15 protein-coding genes are annotated in these 22,098 nt (G+C 72.1%); 7 read left to right on the top strand and 8 right to left on the bottom strand.

Features of this window, described 5'->3' with window-relative positions:
• The first annotated feature begins 5 nt into the window (after positions 1-5).
• From ACIRL2_RS02215 to ACIRL2_RS02230, 4 genes are all read left to right on the top strand, one after another.
• On the top strand, positions 6-1,823 hold the full coding sequence (locus ACIRL2_RS02215; RefSeq protein WP_402229631.1) for an alpha/beta fold hydrolase: 1,818 nt from the start codon (positions 6-8) through the stop codon (positions 1,821-1,823).
• An 80-nt stretch (positions 1,824-1,903) separates the two neighbouring features.
• Positions 1,904-2,041, top strand: a complete 138-nt coding sequence (locus ACIRL2_RS02220; RefSeq protein ID WP_020549100.1) for a VenA family class IV lanthipeptide — start codon at positions 1,904-1,906, stop codon at positions 2,039-2,041.
• Positions 2,042-2,518: 477 nt separating this feature from the next.
• Complete coding sequence (locus tag ACIRL2_RS02225; protein WP_402229499.1) at positions 2,519-4,285, top strand: ABC transporter ATP-binding protein; 1,767 nt, start codon at positions 2,519-2,521, stop codon at positions 4,283-4,285.
• A 2,845-nt stretch (positions 4,286-7,130) separates the two neighbouring features.
• Positions 7,131-8,918 carry an ATP-binding cassette domain-containing protein gene (locus tag ACIRL2_RS02230; protein WP_402229501.1) on the top strand — a complete coding sequence of 596 codons (1,788 nt, stop codon included), beginning with the start codon at positions 7,131-7,133 and terminating at the stop codon, positions 8,916-8,918.
• Between the two features lie 90 nt (positions 8,919-9,008).
• Here the strand turns inward: ACIRL2_RS02230 and ACIRL2_RS02235 are convergent, their stop codons facing one another.
• From ACIRL2_RS02235 to ACIRL2_RS02250, 4 genes are all read right to left on the bottom strand, one after another.
• Positions 9,009-10,157, bottom strand: coding sequence for a hypothetical protein (locus ACIRL2_RS02235; RefSeq protein WP_395869451.1), 1,149 nt, complete (start codon positions 10,155-10,157; stop codon positions 9,009-9,011).
• A 180-nt stretch (positions 10,158-10,337) separates the two neighbouring features.
• Positions 10,338-11,267, bottom strand: a complete 930-nt coding sequence (locus tag ACIRL2_RS02240) for a 3-oxoacyl-ACP reductase (protein WP_395869453.1) — start codon at positions 11,265-11,267, stop codon at positions 10,338-10,340.
• A gap of 145 nt (positions 11,268-11,412) precedes the next feature.
• Complete coding sequence (locus tag ACIRL2_RS02245; protein ID WP_395869455.1) at positions 11,413-12,489, bottom strand: Zn-dependent alcohol dehydrogenase; 1,077 nt, start codon at positions 12,487-12,489, stop codon at positions 11,413-11,415.
• Between the two features lie 1,137 nt (positions 12,490-13,626).
• Positions 13,627-14,487 (bottom strand): MaoC/PaaZ C-terminal domain-containing protein, encoded by an 861-nt coding sequence (locus ACIRL2_RS02250; protein WP_395869457.1) that lies wholly within the window; start codon positions 14,485-14,487, stop codon positions 13,627-13,629.
• Between the two features lie 147 nt (positions 14,488-14,634).
• On the opposite strand from ACIRL2_RS02250, the gene ACIRL2_RS02255 reads away from it, so the two are divergent.
• Complete coding sequence (locus ACIRL2_RS02255; RefSeq protein WP_395869459.1) at positions 14,635-15,339, top strand: PaaI family thioesterase; 705 nt, start codon at positions 14,635-14,637, stop codon at positions 15,337-15,339.
• A gap of 136 nt (positions 15,340-15,475) precedes the next feature.
• Here ACIRL2_RS02255 and ACIRL2_RS02260 read toward each other — a convergent pair whose 3' ends face one another.
• The 4 genes from ACIRL2_RS02260 to ACIRL2_RS02275 all read right to left on the bottom strand — a co-directional run bounded on the left by ACIRL2_RS02260 (position 15,476) and on the right by ACIRL2_RS02275 (position 20,643).
• Positions 15,476-17,053, bottom strand: coding sequence for an ABC transporter substrate-binding protein (locus tag ACIRL2_RS02260; RefSeq protein ID WP_402229504.1), 1,578 nt, complete (start codon positions 17,051-17,053; stop codon positions 15,476-15,478).
• 1,305 nt (positions 17,054-18,358) lie between these two features.
• On the bottom strand, positions 18,359-18,463 hold the full coding sequence (locus ACIRL2_RS02265) for a DUF397 domain-containing protein (RefSeq protein ID WP_402229633.1): 105 nt from the start codon (positions 18,461-18,463) through the stop codon (positions 18,359-18,361).
• Positions 18,442-19,551 (bottom strand): Scr1 family TA system antitoxin-like transcriptional regulator, encoded by a 1,110-nt coding sequence (locus tag ACIRL2_RS02270; RefSeq protein WP_402229506.1) that lies wholly within the window; start codon positions 19,549-19,551, stop codon positions 18,442-18,444. Before ACIRL2_RS02270 ends, ACIRL2_RS02265 begins: the two co-directional genes overlap by 22 nt.
• A 477-nt stretch (positions 19,552-20,028) precedes the next feature.
• Entirely contained in the window at positions 20,029-20,643 is a 615-nt protein-coding gene (locus ACIRL2_RS02275; protein ID WP_402229508.1) for a TetR/AcrR family transcriptional regulator, read from the bottom strand.
• 158 nt (positions 20,644-20,801) lie between these two features.
• On the opposite strand from ACIRL2_RS02275, the gene ACIRL2_RS02280 reads away from it, so the two are divergent.
• Together ACIRL2_RS02280 and ACIRL2_RS02285 are read left to right on the top strand one after the other, a co-directional pair.
• Positions 20,802-21,059, top strand: coding sequence for a hypothetical protein (locus ACIRL2_RS02280; RefSeq protein ID WP_395869468.1), 258 nt, complete (start codon positions 20,802-20,804; stop codon positions 21,057-21,059).
• A gap of 74 nt (positions 21,060-21,133) precedes the next feature.
• Positions 21,134-22,027 (top strand): SDR family NAD(P)-dependent oxidoreductase, encoded by an 894-nt coding sequence (locus ACIRL2_RS02285; protein ID WP_402229510.1) that lies wholly within the window; start codon positions 21,134-21,136, stop codon positions 22,025-22,027.
• Positions 22,028-22,098: the final 71 nt, after the last annotated feature.

Raw genomic sequence — 22,098 nt, forward strand, 5'->3', positions numbered from 1 at the left:
ACACCATGGTGACGACGCGACCGCTGCGTCGGATCAGTTGGTCGTTCGCGGCCGACGGCGGGCACGCGGCGTGTCTGGCCACACCGGGCGACGGCACCTGGCGGGTCGAGTCCTGGTCGTTGCGGCCCGGCCGAGCCAGTGGCGCGCTGCCGGTGGGCACCGGGGCGCCCGAGCGGCTGCACAGCCAGTTGCTCGCGTTGCCGGACGGCCGGGTGCTGATCTGTCGACACCAGCCCGGCCGGCACGAGTTAGTCCTGCTGGAGGCCGACGAAGCGGGCAGCGAACGGCACTTGGGCACGGTTCGGCTGCCCGGTCTGCGGCTGCTGCCGTCGCCGGGTCCGGACGCGCTCGCGCTCGCGCTCGGGGCCGACACGACGCCGTCGACCACGGTGTGGCTGGTCCGCGAGGACGGCCGGTTGGACCCCGTGGCCGAGTTGTCCGGCCTGTACGGCGGTGGGGTCCGACTCGACCCGGACGGCCGGCGATTGGCTCTGGACCAGGTGCGGGACGGCCGGGTCAAGACCGTCGTCCTCGACTTCGAGACCGCCGCGGTGCGGCCCTTCCTGGAGCTGACCGAGGCCAGCAACGACCGGCTGTTGCTGGCCGATCCGGTCGGCGGCCTGCTGGTCATCGCGAGCGACGCGCCGGGGGGCGACCGGCTGGGCTGGATCCGGTTGCCGGCCGACCGCGCGCAGGCGCCGGGGCAGGTGCGCTTCCCGGAGCTGGTACACCTGCCCGACGCGGCGGTGCGGCCGATCGCGATCGCGCCGGACGGCCGCCGGGTGGCGCTCCAACTCGATCGGGGCGCGATCTCGCGGCTGGCGGTGTGGACCCCCGAGGACGGCACGCTGGTGGAGGTCGCCACGCCGGACGGTTGTCTGGGTGCGGTCGGCCGGTGGACCGAACAGGGGCTGCGGATCCCGTACTCCGCGCCGGATCGGCCCAGTTGCCTGGCCAGGCTGGACCCGGACCGGCCCGACACGTGGCGCCAGGACGGCGAACCGGGCCCGTTCATCGGGTTCGACGACGCGGCCCGGCCCGCCTGGCGACCGGCCCACCTGGAGTTGCTGGTCGGCGGCACGGGGCCGGTCGAGTCGATCGTGTACGGCGGTCCGGACTGGCGCGCGGCCGAACACGTGCTGCTCGCCCTGCACGGCGGGCCGGCGGCGGCATGGCGGTTCGAGTTCGACCCGCTGTTGCAACGGCTCGCGGCGGCGGGCATCGCGGTGGTGGCGCCGAATCAGCGCGGCAGCACCGGGTACGGCGCGCGGTTCGCCGGCGAGTTGCACGGCGCGTGGGGCGGCCCGGACCTCGCCGACGTGACCGCGATCGGCCGCACGATCGGCGCCGAGCGGGCCGCCTTCGGACTCGCCCCGCCAGCCCTGTTCGGGGTCAGCTACGGGGCCTATCTCGCGCTGTTGGCCGCCTCGTTCGCGCCGAACGTGTGGTCGAGGTGCCTGGCGGTGGCACCGTTCCTGTCCGGACCGCGGTTGATCGCCGAGGCCTCGGTGCCGATCCGGGCGCTGATGACCCGACTCGGTGGCGACACCGAGTACGCCGACGAACAGGGTCCGCGCGACGTGGTCGCGGTGTGCGATCGCATCGCCGTACCGCTGCTGTTCGTGCACGGCGACCGGGACGACACCATCCCGGTCGGCCAGTCCCGGACCCTGCGCCACACCCTGCTCAGCCGCGGCCGGGTCGAGGGCACCGAATTTCGCTACCTGGAGCTTCCCGGTCTGGGCCACGACGTCCTGACCGGGGATGGGGCACCCGATCTCCACGCCCGCCTGACCGGTTTCCTGCAAACCGGCCGGGTGTGACGACAGGGGGGGAATCGCCCCGCACCACCCGTCGCGGGCGACCGCTCGCGACGGCGGCACCGTCCCGAAGGAGAATCACCATGGAGCACATCGAGACCGACCTCGCGGCCCTGCAGCAGCTCCCCGAGACCGAGTCGGTCGAGCTGGGCGGCCACGGCGGCAACGGGTGTCAGTTCACCTGCCTGCTCGTCACCTGCCTGATCTTCACGATCAGCTAATTCCGGGATCGCGTCGCCGGCCGGTTGGGCGGTGTGCGCGTCGACGGACCGGCATCCGTGCGGTGAACCGTTGTTCGCAGCGGTGAGCCGGGGTCGAACAGCCGGTGGTCGATCCGGTAAGTACGAACCCGGGACCGGGAGTTCCTGCCGGAATCAGGAGCTCCCGGTCTCGGGCCGATCCTCAGCATGGCAATCGCGGCCGGTTCCGGGCCGGCGGCACGCCGCTCGTGCCTCCTTCTTGGTCTTCGCTTCTTCGTCCTGGTCCTGCTTTTCGGCGTGGTCTTGCTTTTCGGCGTGGTCTTGCTGCTCCGTCCTGGTTGTGCTTCTCGTCTCCTCGTCTTCGACATCCTTCTTCGTCTCCCGGTCTTCGCCTCTCCGTCTTCGACTTCCTTCTCCGTTTTCGTCGTCCTTCTTCGTCGCGACGGTGCCGTTCGGGCGCCGCCCGTTCCACGGTCCGCGCACCCGAGGAGTCACGCTGTGGCCGATGTGCCGATAGCCACGCAGACCGCCCCGAAGCGGGTGGACCGCACCGGCACCGGGTTCCGTGCCGCGCTGCGCACCGCGCCCGGGGCGACCCTCACGCTCGCCTTCGCCGTCCCGGCCGGGTCGATCGCCGCGTTGTTGCTGCCCGCGGCCGTCGCCGGCTCCGTGGACGCGGTGGTGCGCGGCGACTCCGCGACGGGACCGACCGTGCGGCTGGTGGCCGTACTGGCGCTGGGGTTGCTCGCGGGAGTGCTGGCCGAGGTGGCCGGTCCCGGACTGGCCGCCGACCTGACCGCGCGGTTGCGCCGGCGACTGGCGGTACAGGTCACCGATCTGGGCACCGGCGCGCGGAATCCTTTTGCCGCCGGGGATGTCACCTCCCGGCTGGTCGGCGCGGCGCCCGACGCGGCCGGCCTGGTCCCCTCGCTGCTCGGCACGCTGGGCGCGCTGGTCACCTCGCTCGGCGGCATCGTCGCGCTGGCGCTGATCGATCCGTGGCTGGCGGTCGGCTTTCTCGGCGGGCTGCTGCCCGGGCTGCTCGTCGTACGGCTGTTCATGACCCGCGCGACCGGTCTGTTCACCGATTACCAGGTGGTGCAGAGCGGCCTGGCCGCCCGGCTGACCGACGCACTCGCGGGGGCCCGGACGATCCGGGCCTGCGGCACGCGGGATCGCGAGATCACCCGGATCCTCGCCCCGCTGCCCGAGTTGTCGGCGGCGGGCCACGGCTTGTGGCGGGCCCAACGCAACGCGGTCGCCCAGGTGTTGCTGCTCGCGCCGATGGTCGAGTTGACCGTGTTGTCGATCGCCGGGTGGCTGCTCGCGGAGGGGCGGATCCCGCCCGGCCAACTGGTCGCGGCGGCCGGGTACGCGGCGCTGGGACTGGGCTTCCTGGAGCAGGTCGAGGCACTCGTCGGGGTCGCCCACGCGCGGGCCGGGCGTACTCGGGCGGCGGAGTTGCTCGCGGTCGAACCCGCCGGCTACGGGACGGCACGCACACTGCCGCCGGGGCGGGGCGAGTTGACCTTCCGGCGGGTGAGCGTGCGGGTATCGGAACCGGGTCGGGACGCGGAGCGGGTGGTGCTGGACGGGATCGACTTGACGGTGCCGGCGGGCGCGTGTGTGGCCCTGGTCGGGGCGTCCGGTTCGGGAAAGTCCACGCTGGCCGCGCTGGCGGGGCGGTTGCGCGAGCCGGACGAGGGTGAGGTGCTCCTGGACGGAATGCCGGTAACCCGGTTGGCACGCGGCGAGTTGCGGCGCGCGATCGCGTACGCGTTTCCGCGGCCGGTCCTGGTGGGCGCGGATCTGGCGGGGGCGCTCGCCTACGGGCGGCCCGGGGCGGATGCGGAGACGGTGACGGAGGCGGCCCGGATGGCGTTCGCGGACGACTTCGTCCGTCGGTTGCCGGCCGGCTACGCGACCCGGACCCAGGGGCTCGCGCTGTCCGGCGGTGAGGTGCAGCGGCTGGGTCTGGCACGGGCATTGGTACAGGACGCGCGGGTGCTGGTGTTGGACGACGCGACCAGCGGCCTGGACACGGTCACCGAACACCACATCCACGAGGCGTTCCGCGCCGGGCTCGCGGGCCGCACCCGACTGGTCGTCGCCCACCGCGCGACCGCGGCGGCCGGCGCGGACTTCGTGGCCTGGCTGGCCGCGGGCCGCATCAAGGCGATCGGCACCCACGCCGAACTCTGGAGCGACCCCACCTACCGCGCGATCTTCACCACCCGCACCCCCGACCCGAACACGACCCGATGAGGCACGGGGTCACATGACCGACGACACCAACGAACCTCCGCCGAACCGCCACCACCCCACCCCACCCGAGCCCCGGAACGAGCAACACGGCCCCCCGCCGCAGGGAGCCGGCAACACGTGGGACCACCCGAACAAGCAAACGACGCACGAACCACCGGAGGCCGCCCACACACGGAACCGGCCGAACGAGCGGCCGGGACACGTGGAGGCCGAGGAGAGCCTCGGGCGGGGAGATCCCGACGGGCGGACGACGTGCGCGACGGCGGAGGGCGGCGGGGCGCCGATGGCGGGCGGCGGCGCTCTGCCGGACGGCCCGAGTGAACGGGCAGGGCACGCGGCGGTGGACGGCGACGGCCGGCAGGACGCCCCGGGTGAGCAAGCGCAGCGCGCGGCGATGGCGGGCCGGGCCGGCGAGTGGGCTTGGTGTTCGGCGGTGACCGTGCACGCGGCCCGCTCGGCGCTGCCGCGGAATGGGCAACGGGCGCCGATCACCGCCGAGGACAGCACGGAGCCCGGCGTTCCTGCCGGGGCCGAGGCCGAAGGGGGAAGCCGGATGACCGACGACGGGCCACACGACGACCGAACCACGGAGCCGAACCCCGCCCCGGCCCGACCCACCGGGCGACGCCGGCGCGTGGTGGTTCCGGTATGGGACCCGAGTCGACGTCGCGCCGAACCGCCGGCCCCGGAGGAGCCCGAGGAGGTATCCCGTGCTGCTCGCGGCTCGGTGGGGAAAGGCTCGCGTAGGAAACCGGGGTGGGACACGGACCCCTCCCGTGCCTCGGACACCACCGGCCCGGACCCCGGCGATGCCCCGGCGGCCGAGGCCCCCGGCCCACGTGTTCGGCGGTGGCGCTCCCGAACCGCACGGGGGCGGAGCGCTCGGCGACGGGCGTCGTGGGCAAGCGGATCCCCGGAATGGCAAGAACTCCCCGCACCTGCACCAGAGGAGCACCCGGACGCGGGCCGGTCCTCCGGCCGAAGTGAACGAGGGCGGCGGGTGTCCTGGGTAGGCGCCCACCCGGAAGGTCAAAAACTCCCCGCGCCCGCACCGGAAGAGCACGCGGACCCGGCCGAGACCCCCGGCCGGAGTAGGCGACGACGTGTGCCCCGGGCAAGCGCGGACCCGGAATCGCGCGAACTCCCGGCATTCACAATCCAGGACAACGGGGACGGGGTCGAAGTCCCCGGCCGGCGTGGGCAACGGCGCGTGCCCCGGGTAGGCGCGGACCCGGAGCCGGAGGGACTCCCCGCGCCGGCGCCGGAGGACGACGCGGACTCGGCTCAGGCCCCCGGCCGCAGTGGACGACAGCGGCGGGTGCCCCGGGCGGGCGTCCACCCGCAGTCGGAAGCACTTTCCACGCCGTCGCCGCAGGAGCGCGCAGACGTGGCCGGGGCCCTCGGCCGGAGTAGGCGACGACGGGTGCCGTGGGCTGGCACGGGCCCGGAATCGCAGGGGTTCTCCGCGACCGCGCCGGAGGACGACTCGGACGCGGCTCAGGCCCTCAGCCGCAGTAGCCGACGACGTATCTCGTGGGCGGGTGCGGAAGCGGAAGGGCTCCCGGCCGGGCCAGGGGAGGACGCGGCCGAGACCGCCGGCCGGGGTGGGCGACGGCGGCGGGTGTTGTGGGCGGGCGGCGGCTCGGAGCCGGGAGGACTCTCCGCACCTGCACCGGAGGAGCACGCAGGCACGGGCAAAACTCCTGGTCGGGGTGGGCGGCGGGTGTTGTGGGTGGGAGCCGGAGCGGAGTTCGGGGATGACTCGGTGCGGGCGGACGCGGACGCGGACGCGGCTGTGACGACCGAACCCGTCGCTCGCGGGCGCCGATGGCGGACTCGGAGGGCCGAACGGTCGAGTCACCGGGCCGCCGTGGACGCCCCGCCGACCGCCGGGCCCTCGGCCGAGATGTCTCGACGCGATGCGCCCTCGGCGGTAGGGAACCCGACGCAGGCTCCGCCCGGCGGCAACCCTGGCGCCGCCTTGGACTCCCCGCCGACCGGTGGGCCCGGGATCGAGTCGTCTCGATGCGATGTGCCTTCGGCCGTGCGGATCCCGGCGCGGGATCTGCCGAGTGACGAGCCGGGCGCTGCCCTACACACCCCGCCCGTGATCGAACCGTCCCGACGCGACATAGCCCCGGGCGCCGCGATCCCGACCCATGTGGACACCCCACCCGGCGGCGGAGCCGCGATCGAGCGGACTCGATGCGATGTGCCTTCGGCCGCGGGGACCCCGGACCGTACTCCACCCAGCGACAGCCCAGGCGCTCCCGCGCACACCCCGCCCTCGATCGAGCCGCCCCGACACGACGTGCCCTCGCCGCCGGGTCCGGTTGACGGTCCGTCGGGCGACGGTCGTGTCGGCCGGGGTGGGCCCGCTCGGCATCGGCGGCGGGGCGATGGTGGGCGTCAGGGCGGAGCCGGCTCCGGCGTGCGTGCGGCCCGCTCGTGGTGGGGACGGGGACGAGCGGTGGGCGTCCGCGATGGTGATGGTGCTACGGACGACGCGGGAGGCTCCCCCGGCGACTCCTCGCCTGGGCTTGGCGACTCCCCTCGAGGATCCGACAGCTCTCCGCAACCGCCCGAGAACTCCGCACAGTCAAGCGACGTTTCCCTGCCCGGACTCGGCAGTTCCGGTCATGGACCCGGTAGTTCCACACCCGGATCGGATATCTCCCCGGACGGGCCGGACGACTGCGCGCCCGCATCCGGCACCTTCCCGGACGCGCCGGACACCTCCCCGCCCGAATCCGACACCTCCCCGCACCAGGCCCACAACTCCCGCCAGACCCCCCGCGCCCCCCGACCCCGTCGGCGGCACAGTGCCGGCCCCTACGGTGGTGGGTTGCGGGCCGGGCAGGCGTTGTTGGTGGGGTTGTTGCGGGCACGGCGGGCGGCTTTGGGGCGGGTGCTCGGGTGGTCGGTGGCGGAGGGGATTCCCGCGCTGTTGTCGGGGGCGTTGCTCGCCGCCGCGCTCGATCGCGGGTTCCTGGCCGGGCGGCTCGGTGTCGGGTTCGTGCTGCTCGGCGTGCTCGCGTTGGCGATGCTGATTCGGGCTGCCGCCACGTACGCGATGTTCCCGCACCTGGCGGCCGTGGTGGAGCCGATCCGGGACACCCTGGTGCGCCGGGTGGTGTCCGACGCCGTGCTGGACGCGACGTCCGGGAGTCCCGGCGCGGGGATGCGCGCGGACGCGGCGGTGGCTCGGCTGACCGAGCAGGTAGAGAGCTGCCGCAACCTGACCGCGTCGCTCCTGCGTACGCTGCGCCAGCTCGGCGTCACGATCGTGGCCGCGCTGCTCGGCCTCGCCGTCCTCGCGCCGATCCTGCTTCCGCTCGTGTTGATCCCCCTCGGTCTGGCCGTGTGGTTGTTCGTACGCCTGCTGCCGCCGCTGGCCCGGCGCCGGCGCGCCCTCGTACTCGCCGACGAGGAGATCGCCGCCCACACCGGCCGCACCGTCGCCGGTCTGCGGGACGTGGTCGCGTGCGGCGCACAGGAGCGCGTCGTGGCCGAACTGGGCGCCGAAGCAGACGCCCGCGCACGCGCCGCCAAGCTGCTCGCCCGCGCCTCCTCGCTACGGCTGCTCGTGGTCGCCCTGGGCGGCCAACTCCCGCTGCTCGCCGTGCTGATCGCGGCACCCTGGCTGGTCCGCGACGGCACCCTGAGCACCGGCGAGGTGGCGGGTGCCGCGTTGTACCTGGCCCAGCACCTGGAGCCCGCCGTGCGAGCCGCGACGGCGACCGTGGGCGGCTGGTTCCTGGAACTGCTCGTGGTCGCCGGCCGCCTGGCCCAGACGACCGAGCCCGCGCCGATGCCCGCCGCCCGCCCCGCGCCCGCCCCATCCGGCTCCGGTGGTCTCGTCCTGGACCGGGTCACCTTCGGCTACGGCCCGTTCGCCGAACCGGTCGTCCGTGACCTGACGATGACCGTCTCCGCCGGTTCGCATCTCGCGGTGGTCGGACCGAGCGGCATCGGCAAGTCCACCCTCGCCGCCCTGCTGGCCGGCCTGCTGGCGCCGGATCAGGGCAGCGTCGCCCTGGCCGACACCCGGCTCCCGAACTGGCCGGAGCCCGCGCTGCGCGCCACGATCGCGGTGGTCCCGCAGGAGGCGTACGTCTTCGCCGGATCCGTGCACGAGAACCTGAGCTACCTCGACCCGGACGTCGCGCGCGCCGATCTGGACCGCGCGGTGCGCCTGGTCGGCGCGGCCGAACTGATCGCCCGGATCGGCGGCTACGACGCGCGGATCGCCGACCCGGGCGCGTTGTCCGCCGGCGAGCGCCAACTGATCGCGCTGGCCCGGACGTACCTGTCCCCCGCCCGCTTCGTGATCCTCGACGAGGCCACGTGCCACCTGGACCCGCCCACCGAGGCGCTGGCCGAGGCGGCGTTCGCGACTCGCGCGGGCGCCCTGGTGGTGATCGCACACAGGATCGACTCGGCCCGCCGCGCGGACCGCATCCTGCTCATGGACGGCAACCGGCCGACGCTGGGCACCCATCACGAACTGCTCGCCGAATCGGCGCTGTACCGCGATCTGGTGGGCGCGTGGGAGCAGCGGCCGACCGACCCGGTCGGCTGGTTCGAGCGCAAGCCCGTCCGCGCCGAGGAGAACGCGCGGGGCCGGGTTTGACGCTGACCCGACCCGATCCCGCGCGCCGCCGGGCGGTCCCAACCCGGGCTCCGTCCCACGCGCCCTCTCGGGCGCGTCCAGCCCGCCGACTCAGGCGCCGTCGAGGATCTCGGTGAAGCCGTACGGCTCGTGCGGGCCGAAGAACAACTGCTCGGCCACCCCGACACCCACCCGACCCGCGCCGGTCAGCTCGGTCACCCGGATCACCTGCTGCTGGTGCTGGCGGTCGAACTGCAGCGGGTCGACCTTGTCCAGCTCCCAGCTCTCGTAGCCGACCTTGAGCTCGCCCTGCCAGACCGCGTGGCCCCACTCGGAGTGCAGGTAGCCCAGGCCCGCGAGCAGCCCGCGGGTGCCGATCGGCTCGATCCGGTAGGCGAACGGCTCGCCCGCGCCGTCGGTCATGTGGAACTCGCCGCCCTGGATGCGCCGGGTGCCCGGGACCCAGGTGAGTGCGTGGTGATGCGGCGTCAGCTTCTCGAACACGGGCTGGTCCTCAGGGACCGGAACATCCGCCGGGTCGGGCAGCGTGCCCAGCGGTGTCGCGGCGACCCGCTTGCCGTCCACGTGGTACATGTGCCCGTCCGCGCGCTCGAAGGAGGCCCACAGGCTGACCTCGTCCGCCCAGTGGATCGGCGTCCACAACCACAGGATCGGATTGAACGGCTTGGGCGCGCCGCCCTCCCGCTCGCCCACCGGCCGCACTCCCCACGAGCGGTCCCGGGTGCCCAGTGTGGTCGCCGGGTCGATCTCCAGGATCCGGCCGCCGGGCAGCGTCACCGTCCCCGACCACACGCCGAGCTGGGTCAACCGGGTCGAGTCCATGATCACGTGGTGCCCGTTGCGGGTGGTGGTGCGCTCCTCCTCGATCGCGGCGGCGCGCGCGGTGAAGGTCAGGTCGCAGCCCAGCCCGTGCTCGTTCGGTTCGACGTACACCCGCAGCACCTTCAGCGGCGTGCGCACCTCGATCCCGACCGGGCCGACGGTGAGGTCGAACCGGTCCAGCGGCGCCCGGCGGGACGCGTGCAGGCTGTGCTGGACGCCGTCCACGCTGATCGTGAAGTGCGCGTCGGCGACGAACCGGTTCGGGTACAGGCCGTGCGAGAACGCGAAGTAGAACGCGCCGTCGCGGTCGTAGCCGTTGAACCAGTAGCGGTCGTACGCGTTGCGGTCCGAGGTGGCGGGCGTGGCCACCGGCTCGGGCGTCTGGTGGATCGGGAAGTCGTCGGCGGAGGTCAGCACGGGGAGCCCCTTCTTGGTGCGGTACGAGAGATGCCCCTCGGACCGGCGGCCGGCCGGCCGCGGCCCGATCGCGGCGATCCGCGCGGAGCCCTGCGCGGCCGCGTCACGACACGTGTCAACGGTGCGGGCGAAAGCGGGGCCGGGGGCGATTCCGCCGCCCCCGGCCCCGCGGATCGGGAATCAGCGCGGGTCGCGCTTGAGGAAGAGCAGGTCGTCGGCGGTGTAGCCGGCGCCCAGCTTCTTGTCCGCGTAGTGCGCGGAGAGCACCTGGTCCAGCTCGTCCGGCGTGAAGGTGGCCTGCTTCGAGTCGAACTTGGCCTGGAGCGTGGGGCGTTCGATCACCGCGACGAAGCCGCCGTGCACCACGAAGGCCTGGCCGGTGATCTGCTCGGCGGCCGGGCTGGCCAGGTAGGCGACCAGCGGCGCGACGTGCTCGGGCGCCAGCGGGTCCATCTCGCCCTCGGCGATGTTGTTCGCGCTCTCGCCGAACACGTGCGTGGTCATGCTGGTGCGCGCCCGCGGGCAGATCACGTTGGCCCGCACGCCGTACTTGACCAGCGCGTTCGCGGTGGACATGGTCAGGCCCACGATCGCCGACTTGGCCGCGGCGTAGTTGGGCTGCCCGGCGGAGCCGGCCAGCCACGCCTCGGACGCGGTGTTGATCACCCGCGCGTACACCGCGCCGCCGCTCGCCTTGGACTTCTCCCGCCAGTACTTCGAGGCGTGGTGGGTGGTGTTGAAGTGGCCCTTGGCGTGCACCGCCAGGACCGAGTCCCACTCCTGCTCCGTCATCGAGAAGATCATCCGGTCGCGCAGGATGCCCGCGTTGTTGACCACGATGTCGATCGAGCCGAAGGTGTCGATCGCGAGCTGGATCAGCTTGCCCGCCGCGTCGAAGTCGGAGACGTCGCCGCGGTGGGCGGCGGCCCTGCCACCGGCCGCGACGATCTCGGCGACGACGTCGTCGGCCGGGTTGGGGCTGCCTTCGGGGGCGAAGTCGTTGATCACGACGGCCGCGCCCTGCTTCGCGAGTTCGAGGGCTTCGGCGCGGCCGAGGCCCCGGCCGGCGCCGGTGACTACGGCGACCTTGCCATCCAGCGACGTGGTCATGCGGTAACTCCCGTGGGGTCGGTGGCTTTGCTGCGGTCGCGTCTTGGTTGGCGTGGGCGTTGTCGTGCCCACCCGCCCACCCGTTGTCTCGGGTGGGCGGGCTGCGGATTACGGCGCCGCTTGCTGGGGCTCTGGTGCTGCTCGGTCAGAGGGTGACGATGGTGCGGATCGACTCGCCGCTCTTCATCAGGTCGAACGCGTCGTTGATGTTGGCGAGGGTGAGGCGGTGCGTGATCATCGCCTCCAGGTCGAGCCGTCCGGCCCGCCACAGCTTGGTGATCCGCTCGTACTCGGAGACGATGTCGCCACCGCCGTAGATGCTGCCGATGATGCGCTTCTGGTCGAAGAACAGCTCGAACATGTTGAACGAGACGTTGTCGTCCATCGCGCCCGCGCCGACGATGATCACGTCGCCGCCGCGGCGGGTGAGGTCGTACGCGCTGCGCGCGGTGAACGACTTGCCGACCACCTCGAAGACGTAGTCGAAGCCCTGATTGGCGGTCAGGTCGCGCTTGGCGTCCGCGGCCTGGTCCGGGGTGATCGCGTGCGTGGCGCCGAACTGCTTGGCCCACACGTGCTTGGACTCGGCCGGGTCGATGGCCACGATCTCGGCGGCACCGGCCGCGCGCAGACCCTGGATCACCGCGATGCCCACGCCGCCGGCGCCGATCACCGCGCAGGACGCGCCCGGCTCGATCCGCGCGCTGTTGAACACCGCGCCGACACCGGTGGTGACGCCGCAGCCGATCAGCGCCGCGATCTCGTACGGCACGTCGTCGGCGACCTTGACCGCGCACGGCGCGGCGACCACGACCTCCTCGGCGAAGGTGCCGGTGCCGGTGAAGCCGTACGACGGGGTGCCGCCGAAGGTGAAGTTCTGCGTGCCCGCGTTCATGAAGCCGGCCAGGCACAGGTTGGACTGGCCGCCGCGGCAGTAGTTGCACACGCCGCACGGCGGCGCCCAGCAGATGATCACCCGGTCACCGACCGCGACGGTGCTCACGCCGTCGCCGACCTCGACCACCTCGCCGGCGCCCTCGTGGCCGGGGACGAACGGCGCGGGCTGGGGCAGGACGCCGGTCATCGCCGACAGGTCCGAGTGACATACGCCGGTCGCGTGCAGCTTGACCCGCACGCGTCCCGGGCCCATGCCCACGGCCTCGACGTCATCGCGGACGTCGAGCTTGTCCTGGCCGGTCTCGTGCAGAACCGCTGCGCGCATGGGGGCTCCCTCGTCTTTCTGCGAACCAATACTTGGCCCGGTCAAGAACTATAACTTGTTCTCGTTTTGACTCAAGACCAATGACACGGTCAAGGTATCCGCCCCCACGAGAAGGCGAAAGGCATCGGACCCGGGACAAGGCAAGGTCACACACCCGACCGTCGACCACTCGCCGCCCGACGCTGCGCTCACGAGCACGAACGACGTGGGGCGGGAGCACCGTGGGCGCCGCGGGCGGCGGGCGGCGGGCGACGGGCGCCGCGGGCACGGCGGGTGCGCACGGCGACGGGGCGGGTGTGGCGGTTCGGGTGTGGGCGGGCGAGGCGCAGGCGTGGCGCCGAGCGTGGGCGGATGCGGGCGGACGCGCGGCGTCGTCAGTGCGGGCGGCAGCGCAGGCACGCTGGGCGCGGATGAGCGCAGGGCACGCGCGGCGGATGCGGGGCGGACGGGATGGCGGGGGCGGACGCGGTGCACCCGGGCGGGCGCAGTAGCGGACGGGGCGTGCGGGGTCGCGGGTGCGAAGGCGGGCAGGCGGGTGCGGGTGCGGGTGCGGGTGCAAGCAGCATGCCGATGCGGTCGCAGGTGCGGACGGCGCACGCACAGCGTGTGCAGGGCGGACGCGACGGTGGACGGGGCTCGAAGTGACCCGGTCGTCGACTGCGCGGGGGCGATGGCGCGTACAGCTAGGACAGGCGCGGAGGTGGGGACCTGGGAGGGCTCAGCGGCGCGCGCCCGCGCAGTCGAGGCGAACGGGGCGACAGGTGCGGGCGGTTTGCCGGCGTGGGCTGCGGTGTGTGGGGCGAGCGGGCATGCGACGGCGTGGAGGGGAACGGCGGTGGGACCGGGCGGGCGCAGTGGCGGGCGCAGGCGGCGCGGTCGGCGCGGCGGCGGGCAGCGGCCGCACAGGGGCGAAGGTGGCGGCGGGCCTGTCGCTCGGGCAGGCACGGCGGTGGGGCCGGGCGCGGCGAAGACGCTCGGGCCGGTGATGTGGGTCGGCCCCGGGGCGGGGCCGCGGGTTCGGGCGCGGGGTGGGGCGTATCGCGTGGCGGAGGGGTGTGGCGCGGGGCGCCGGGGTCGCGAGGTCGGGGCGACCTCGGGTTCCCCGGCGTACCGCGCCGCTTCGGCAAGGACGCGTCGTCAGGACGTGTACTCCACCACCGTGTCGGAGAGCACGATCGCATCGTCGCGCTCGACGGCGGAGGTGTTGATCAGCAGCTTGCCGTCCTCCTCCCAGACCCGGACGCGCATCGTCTCGCCCGGGAAGAAGATGCCGGCGAACTTGGTGCGGTAACGCTTGACCCGCGAGACGTCGCCGCCCAGCACGTTGTCCACGACCGCCTTCAGGGTCAGGCCGTACGAGCACAGCCCGTGCAGGATCGGGGTGTCGAAGCCGGCCGCCTTGGCGAAGTCCGGGTCGGCGTGCAGCGGGTTCCAGTCGCCGGACAGGCGGTACAGCAGCGCCTGGTCCGCGCCGGTGGGCACATCGATGGTGTGGTCGGCCGCGCGCTCGGGCACGTCGATCTTGGTCACCGGCCCGCGCTCACCGCCGAAGCCGCCCTCGCCGCGCACGAAGATCTCGGCGCGCGAGTCGTACAGCTTGGTGCCGTCCTCGAGTTCGGCCGACGACTCCAGCACGATCACGGCGGCCTTGCCCTTGTCGTACACGTCCGCGACCCGACTGGTCGCCTTCACGCCCTTGGCCTTGGCCGGCAGCGGGTTGTGCACGACGATCTCCTGGCCGCCGTGCAGCACCGCGCGCAGGTTGATGTCGATGCCGGGCAGCGCGGAGAGGCTGCCGCCGACCTTGGTGCCCGCCACCGTCGCGAAGGTCGGCAGCACGTGCAGGTTCTTCTCGTACGTGTAGCGCAACTCGTCCGCGCCCGTGGCGGGCGTGCCCGCGCCCAGACCCAGGTGGTAGAGGATCACGTCCTTGTTCGACCAGGCGATCTCACCCGTGCGGGGCTCGGCTCCGGTGGCCTTCGCGGCATCGATCGGCATGACGTCTCCTCTACTGTGACTGCGATTCCGTACGACGACGGCGCCGCCTGCGACGGCAGCCCGTCAAAACTAGAACTCGTTCTCTTTACATGCAATGATCGGCCATTCGCCCGGCCGAAGCCAGGCCACTCCGACCCAGGAGCCGTCATGACCGCCGCCGCCCGCGAACCCACGGACACCCGCGAGCCCGACGAGGCCCTCGCCCCACCGCCGATACCGGACGACGTACTGCGCGAGTTGCGCCTGACCTGGACGCCGCGCCCGGACCCGGACAGCGCCGGACGCGCGGCGCGACACCGGCTGGCCGAGGCAACCCGCCGCCTGATCGAGGCGGTGAAGTCGGTCGACCCGGAGGGTGCCGAGAGCACGCTGGAAAGCGTAGCTGACGATGTATCAGATTTGGCCGATCGCATCGCCACACTGGCCCGTGTGGGCGAGCGCACACCGACCTCGCGCGATCTCGCGCTGCACGAACGCGGCCCGCTCGTGGGCGCCGCGAACCCACTCGCGCCGCCGCTGCACATCACCGGCGACGGGCAACTGGTGCGGGCGCATGTGACCTTCGGCGCAGCGTACGAGGGGCCGTACGGGCGCGTGCACGGCGGCTATGTCGCGGCGGCCTTCGACGAGGTGATGGGCTGCGCGCAGTCCGGCGCGGGGGCACTCGGGATGACCGGGTGGCTGACCGTGCGGATGCGCCGCGCGACGCCGCTGTACACGCGCATCGACTACGAGGCCGGCGTCACCCGCGTGGACGGGCGCAAGGCCTGGGTCACCGCCCGGTCGTACGCCGACGGCGAACTGGTCGCGGACGCCGAGGCGTTGTTCATCCGGGCCGCGCCGCGCGGCTGATCCGAGCGGCCCGCAGCCGCTTGGGGCCGGGTGCAGCCGGCCCGGGTTCACCTGAGACGACGTCAGGGACGTACCGTGGGTACGTCCCTGACGTGGCGTCACTTCACTGCGTCGGCCCGGTCGGCGTCGGGTGCGACTACTTGAGCGCGATCCGGTCGAAGAGGATCAGGCCGTCCTCGAACAGCGCCAGGCCCTCGATCTTGGTGTTCTTGCCCTGGACCGCCGCCGCGAAGGACTTCTCGTAGGAGAAGAACGGGACCTCCTTGACGATCTCCGCCTGCACGCTCTGGTAGGCGGCCTTGCGCACCGCCGCGTCGTCGCTGTTGCGGGCGTCGTCGAGCGCCTTGTCCACGACGGGGTCGTTCCACTTGGTGCGGTTCTCAGAGCCCTTGGAGTGGGTGAAGTTGTACAGCACCGGCTCCGGCTCGTCGAAGGTGATCACGAACTCCGAGGCCTGGAAGTCGTTGTTGATCAACACCTTCTGGATGTAGGCCGCGCCCTCGAGGAACTCGGTCTTCATCGTGATGTTCTTCATGTTGCCGATCTGGGTGAGCCAGTACTCGGCCGTCAGCCGCGCGCTCGCGCTGCTGTTGGTGGTGTACGTGAAGTTCAGCGGCTTGCCCTCGGCGGCCAGTTCGTCGAGCAGCTTCTGCGCCTCGACCCGGTTGTTGGTGGCGTACACCGCGTCCGGGTTGGCGAACGGCGACGCGGGCTGGAACAGGGTCTTGAGCGTCTGGCCCGGCGAACCCTGGATCGTCTGGTTACGGTCGTCCGGGTTCATGATCAACGCGAACGCGCGGCGGGCGCGCGCGTCGTTGAACGGCGGCTTGGACGTGTCGAACATGGTCATGAAGCCACCGCTCTTGGGATCGAGGGTGACCGTCATGCCGTCCTTGCGCGCCTGCTCGGTGGACGGGAAGTGCGCCGTCGTCATGAGCTGGGCCTGGCCCGAGGACAGCGCGGCCAGGCGCTGCTTCTGGTCCATCACCGGCTTGAAGATCAACTCCTTGAGCGCGGGCTTGCCCTGGCTCCAGTACGAGTCGTTGCGCTCCAGCGTGAGCTGCGAGTCGCGCATCCACGTCTTGAGCTTGAACGGGCCCGCGCCGACCGGCTTTTGCGCGAACAGCTTGGGGTCCGCCTTGATCGCCGTCGGCGAACCGATGAACGCCAGGTTGTGCGCGACGACCAGGTCGAAGTGGGCGTTCGGGGCGGGCAGCGTGACCTTGACGGTCTGCGCGTCGACCGCGTCGAACTTCATCCCCTTGACGGCGGTGAACTGCACCGACCGGTTCGCCGGGTCGGCGTGCCGTTCCCAGTTGAACTTGACCGCCTCGGCGTCGAGCGCGGTGCCGTCGGAGAACTTCACGTTGGGCTTGAGCTTGATCGTCCAGACCGAGTTGCCCTCGCCGGCGGTCGCGCTCTCGGCGATCTGCGGCTCGGCCTTGCCGGTCTTGGGGTTGATCCAGAAGAGCATGTCGAACACGGCCGCGGCCTGATTGCCGCCGGTCAGCGACGACACGGTGGTCATGATCGGGTCGATGCCCTTGGCCTCCTGCGTGATGAGCACCGTCATCGAGCCGGAGGCTCCGCTGCCGGCGTCGTCGCCGCCACCACCGCACGCGGTGGCACCGAGCGTCAGGCCGGCGAGGCCCGCGAGTACGCCCGCGCGGCGCACCAGGCGGGTTTTGAGGGGTGTCGAGTTCACGGTTCGCACGGGACGCTCCTGCGTTCGGGAAGCACAAGGCACGCCGTCCCGGGAGCGGGGTGGCGTCGTTTCCTTGATCCAGACGTGGATATACGGCCACGGTAAGGAGAAATCTGACGGTCCGTCAAATAACAATTCCGCACCGTCCGTGACGGTACCGCAGCCCCAATCCCCAAATTCCACCGACCGAAGTGACTCTCCGTCAGTTTTCCCTGACCCGCCGACCGATGCCCCGATATCCCCCACCTCGGACCCCTCCCCCAAGCCACATCACGCACCCCGGAGCCAATTCACGCACCATCCGATTCACGCACCCCAGTCCTGATCACGCACCCCCCCGAAGCCCGCGGAACACGAGATGGACCACACCGGGAGGCGGAGCGGGCCGGCCGGGGCGGGCGGCGCGGGGCCGGGCCGAAGCCAGGGGCGGGCGGCACTGGGCCGGGCCGAAGCGGGAGCTGCGGATTCGAGGCCCAAGGCGCACGCACATCGCAGCGCGCGGCGGAGGCGGCACAGGGGTGGAGACGGGCGGAGGGGAGACGGGGACGGGCGGAGCGGGAGCCGTCGATCCGAGGCGACGAGGCCCACGCTCAACGCGGCGCGCACAGGAGCGGGCGCGGCACGGGCTGATCGGGGCGGGAAACGGGCCGGGATGGGGTGGGGCCGAGGTGAGGCCGGAGCTGCCGATCCGGGCCCCGAAGCCCACGCGCGGCGCGAGGGGGCGCGGGGAACGGGCCGGGGTGGGGTGGGCCGGAGCTGCCGATCCGGGCCCGAAGCCCACGCGCGGCGCGGGGCGGGGCGGTCGAGGGGGCGGCCCGGGAACAGGGCCGGGCGTGAACGGGGACGGGGTGGAGCGGGCTGGGGCCGAGGCATGCCGGCGTCGCTGATCCGACCACGGGACACGTTCGACGCGTCGCGGGCATGGGGAGCACGGGAACGCGAGCGCGCGCGGGGCGCAAGGAGCACCGCGCGCTTGAGCTACACGTCGGTGGCGTCACCCGGCTTATCGCCGGGTACCGCTGCGGCGGCCCCCTGGGCGGCGCAGCGCAGCGCTCGACGCCTCCGACGGGACGAATGTTTGTCGCCGGTTCGGGGCCGGTGACCGGTCCGCGTTCGGTGCTTCACCGCGTCGCCAATTGCCTGATCCGCGAGTTCGGTTGCGGCCGGGCCCACTACCTGCGCGTGATCGCGGAAGGAAGACTCCCACCGGGCCCGCGGGCCCTCAAGCGGCGCTCTCGAACGTCATCCGTCGAATCGTGAAACGAGATCGACGCGACCGGCACACTGCGGCCGCCTGACCCACAAAGGCGCCGATCAGCGACCGGCACGCTCTATGAGGTGAGCCCACGCGGCCGAGTTGACGGCGATCACCGGCGAGTCGGCGACCTTGTTGTCTCTCACTCCGACGAACGCTCCCAGAACCGCGACCTCGACACAGTTTTCTCCTCCGCTGTGGCTGCTGGTCGTCCATCGCCCGCGAGCATCCATGCCGTCTCCAATTCCGCGAGCCTCTGTGCAACGAGATGCATCGACTCGTCGGCCGTGAGTGCTGCTGCCTGAAGTCGATCGTAGGCGAACGCGTACGCCGCGAGACATGCCGGCCGTGAAGTCCACGAAGCCCCGGTGAGGGCCTCGGTGTACACGACTCGCCTGTCTCCGAGGTCGAACAGCACGAACGGACCTGCCATGCCGGGATGACCACCGGCGGAGAGCGGCATCACCCGAAGTTCCACATGGGGCAGCGCAGACACCGTGACAAGCAAATGAGCAAGCTGATCACGCAGGATCGCCTCGCTGCCGACGGAACGATGCAGGACGGGCTCGTCGATGATGTACAGCAGTGCACGAGACCCGTCGGAGCGCGCCGTCAGGTCGGCCAGCCGTTCGGTGCGCCTACGTGCTCGCCGAATGACTTGATCCTCGGGCAGCGCGGGCACGAATGCGCGAATCGCCGCGACTGCGTACTCATACACCTGAAGAGGCCCAGGGATCAGACTGGACTCGTACGTGCGCGTGACCACCGCGCGTTGTTCCACCTGCACCAAGCGGTCGACGCGAGCGGCTGACCCTTCGTTCGGGTCGGTGCGCCACCACCCCGACTGCTCGCCCTCGTGCAGTCCTTCGACGATGTCGACGACCTGGGCGCTCGCGATCTCCTCCTCGAACCGGCGCGAGCCGACCGGTGGCGAGAAGCCAAGCATGGTCAGTGGCAGCCCGAACAGTGCCTCCAGGACCGTTTGGTAGTCGCTCGACGGCCACGGCGGCTCGGCACTCTCCCAGCGCCGGACCTGACGCACGCTGACACCGATGCGAAACCCGCATTCGACCGCCTTCTGCTCGAAGGCGTCCGCGAGCCGCTGCTGGGAGTGCCACCCACGCTGGTGCCGCGCGGCGACGAACGCCGGGTTGCCCGGCTCGATCAAACGTTTCACGACGCCCCCAAGATGATCACCAAACACACGGTAACCACCTTGATCCGCCCATTTCGCCGTTTCATGCTTCTGCACAGGTGGCGGATGGTGGCGACCCGCAGCCCGGCGCGGTTGACCGGCCGTCCCGATCGCCGATCCGGGGTCGCGGTCCAAGCGACCGCACCTTCTCGCCCCGGGCATCGATGTGGCCCAACACGTCGCCGAGCGAGTCGGGCGGGAGCCGGGTACACAGGCTGGATCAGGTTGACCGGCAGTCGATCCGTGAATGCCGGCTCGTGCCGCACCCGGCCCCGGCGGCGCGGCAAGGCTCACCGCCGCGCCCCTCGCACGGCGCGGACTCCCACCGCGCCTGCGACGGTCGAGCCGACTCCCCGACGACAAGCAACCGCAAGGCGCGCAACCAACACTCGCCGCCCGCCCCGCGCGGAGACGCTCGTCCGGTATGCGGCTGCTCCGACCGACACCCGCCTGCCCGGCCCGCGAACCCGTCGGAGCGCGCTGCCGATTGCGGGTGGGGAGCATCGGTCGTCGGTCGGGGGCGGGGCTCGGCTCTCAGGGGCGGAGGGCCTTGAGGGTCAAGTCGACCAAGGCGTCGGCGTATTGCTCGGTGAGGGGGCCGGAGCGGAGGAGCCAGCGTTGGTAGAGGGGGGCGTAGAGGAGTTCGAGGGCCAGGTCGAGGTCTATGTCGGGGGCGATCTGGCCGGCCCGCTGGGCGCTGCGCAGGCGTTCCTTCTTGGCCTCGTCGATGGGGGCGGCCATCTTCTCGTGGTAGAGCCTGGCGAGCTTGGGGTCGTTGATGATCTCGGCGTTGAGTGCGCGGATCGGGCCCTCGAACGCGGGATCGGCGAACTCGGCGACGGTCTCGCGCATCAGGTACTTCAGGTCCGTCGCGATATCACCCGTATCGGGCAGCACGATGCCCTCCCCCGGGTCGCTCAGCGCCAGGAACGCCTCGAAGACGACCTCGCCCTTGGAGCCCCACCACCGGTAGATGGTCTGCTTGCCGACGCCCGCGCGTGCCGCGATGGCCTCGATCGTGAGCTTCGCGAAACCGAGCTCGGAGACCAGTTCCCGGGCTGCGGCGAGGATCGCGCGGCGGGACTGTTCGCTGCGCCGGGACGGGTTCGGCTTCGCGGCGGTGCCGCTACTCGTGTTGTCGATGCTCATGGGCACAGCATAGCCGATCCACGAGACGAACCGTCTCGTCTTGACATGCAGAGCCGAAGCGTGCATGCTCGAATCTCGAAGCGAGACGAACCGTCTCGTCTCACATGACATGCGTCCCGCATGCCTCTCGCCATCGCGTTTTCGAGGAGTTGTCACTCATGTTCCGCACCCCGACCGCCGCCGCGCCGATCACCGTCCCCGCGACCGACGCGAGCGACGCGTTCTCCGTCGTCGATGTACGAACCGCGACCACGACCGGTATGCGGATCTCCGCCGCGGCCGCAGCCGTCCCTCGTGTGGTGTCCCCCGCCGAGCCGCCCCGACCGCGCCACCGGCGCGAGGCGCGGATCACCGCCCCTCGTCCCGCGCCGGCCGGCCGCCGCGCGGCGACCTCGTCCGGCTACCGACCGAGGTGAGCCCGATCCCGACCACCGCCCGAACCATCCCGCCGACAGCCTCCGACACCACCCCCACGAAGGAGCCCACGCTCATGACCACCGCCACTGTTGCCGACACCACCACCCCCACCACCGCCACCGAACCGACCGCTGTCACCGGCCCCACCGACCGCGAGCCCCGCGTCTGGTTCATCACCGGCGCGTCGCGAGGTCTGGGTCGGGCCTTCACCGAGGCCGCGCTCGCGGCGGGCGATCGAGTCGTCGGCGTCGCGCGGGACGTCGCGCCGCTCGGCGATCTCGCCGCCGAGTACGAGGGTCGCTTTGTGGCTCTTCCGCTCGATGTCACCGACCGCGGAGCGGTGTTTCGCACCGTGGCCCGTGCCATCGCGACCTTCGGTCGGCTGGACGTCGTCGTCAACAACGCCGGCGTCAGTCTGATCGGCATGGTCGAGGAGGTGACCGAGGAGCAGGTCCGGGCGCACTTCGACGTCAACTTCTTCGGCGCACTGTGGGTGAGCCAGGCCACGGCGCCCTACCTGCGCGAGCAGGGCTCGGGGCACATCCTCCAGATCGGTTCGATGGGCTCCGCCGTCGGCTTCGCGTCCACCGGTCTGTACGGCGCGGGCAAGGCCGCGCTCGAGAACGTCACCGGCGCCCTGGCGATGGAGATGGCCGCCTTCGGGGTGCACGTGACCCTCGTACAGCCCGGCGGCTACGAGACGACGCTGTTCACCCACGGCCTGACCATGACCACCGAGAACGAGGCGTACGCGCCACTGCGCGCCGAACTGGCCGAGATGTGGGCCGAGTCGAAGGACGCCGACCCGGCCAAGGCGGCCACGGTGCTGCTGCGACTCGTCGATCTGCCCGAGCCGCCCCGCCGGATCATCCTGGGCGGCGCGGCCTACGACATGATCGCCGAGCTGGACCGGGCCCGCCGTGAGGAAAACGACCGCTGGGAGGCGATGAGCCGTGACGGCGACTGAGACCCCGGCGGCGCCCGGCCGCGCGAGGGGCGGATCCACTCATTCCGGATTGGCCCCTGACGGCAGGCCAA

The organism is Embleya sp. NPDC127516 (genome assembly GCF_044765325.1).
Classification (GTDB): domain Bacteria; phylum Actinomycetota; class Actinomycetes; order Streptomycetales; family Streptomycetaceae; genus Embleya.

Bases quoted from the DNA above. Each gene is read 5' to 3' on its own strand.
- ACIRL2_RS02215 (WP_402229631.1), top strand. From the start codon at position 6: ATGGTGACGACGCGACCGCTGCGTCGGATCAGTTGGTCGTTCGCGGCC.
- ACIRL2_RS02220 (WP_020549100.1), top strand. From the start codon at position 1,904: ATGGAGCACATCGAGACCGACCTCGCGGCCCTGCAGCAGCTCCCCGAG.
- ACIRL2_RS02240 (WP_395869453.1), bottom strand. From the start codon at position 11,267: ATGACCACGTCGCTGGATGGCAAGGTCGCCGTAGTCACCGGCGCCGGC.
- ACIRL2_RS02245 (WP_395869455.1), bottom strand. From the start codon at position 12,489: ATGCGCGCAGCGGTTCTGCACGAGACCGGCCAGGACAAGCTCGACGTC.
- ACIRL2_RS02250 (WP_395869457.1), bottom strand. From the start codon at position 14,487: ATGCCGATCGATGCCGCGAAGGCCACCGGAGCCGAGCCCCGCACGGGT.
- ACIRL2_RS02255 (WP_395869459.1), top strand. From the start codon at position 14,635: ATGACCGCCGCCGCCCGCGAACCCACGGACACCCGCGAGCCCGACGAG.
- ACIRL2_RS02275 (WP_402229508.1), bottom strand. From the start codon at position 20,643: ATGAGCATCGACAACACGAGTAGCGGCACCGCCGCGAAGCCGAACCCG.
- ACIRL2_RS02280 (WP_395869468.1), top strand. From the start codon at position 20,802: ATGTTCCGCACCCCGACCGCCGCCGCGCCGATCACCGTCCCCGCGACC.
- ACIRL2_RS02285 (WP_402229510.1), top strand. From the start codon at position 21,134: ATGACCACCGCCACTGTTGCCGACACCACCACCCCCACCACCGCCACC.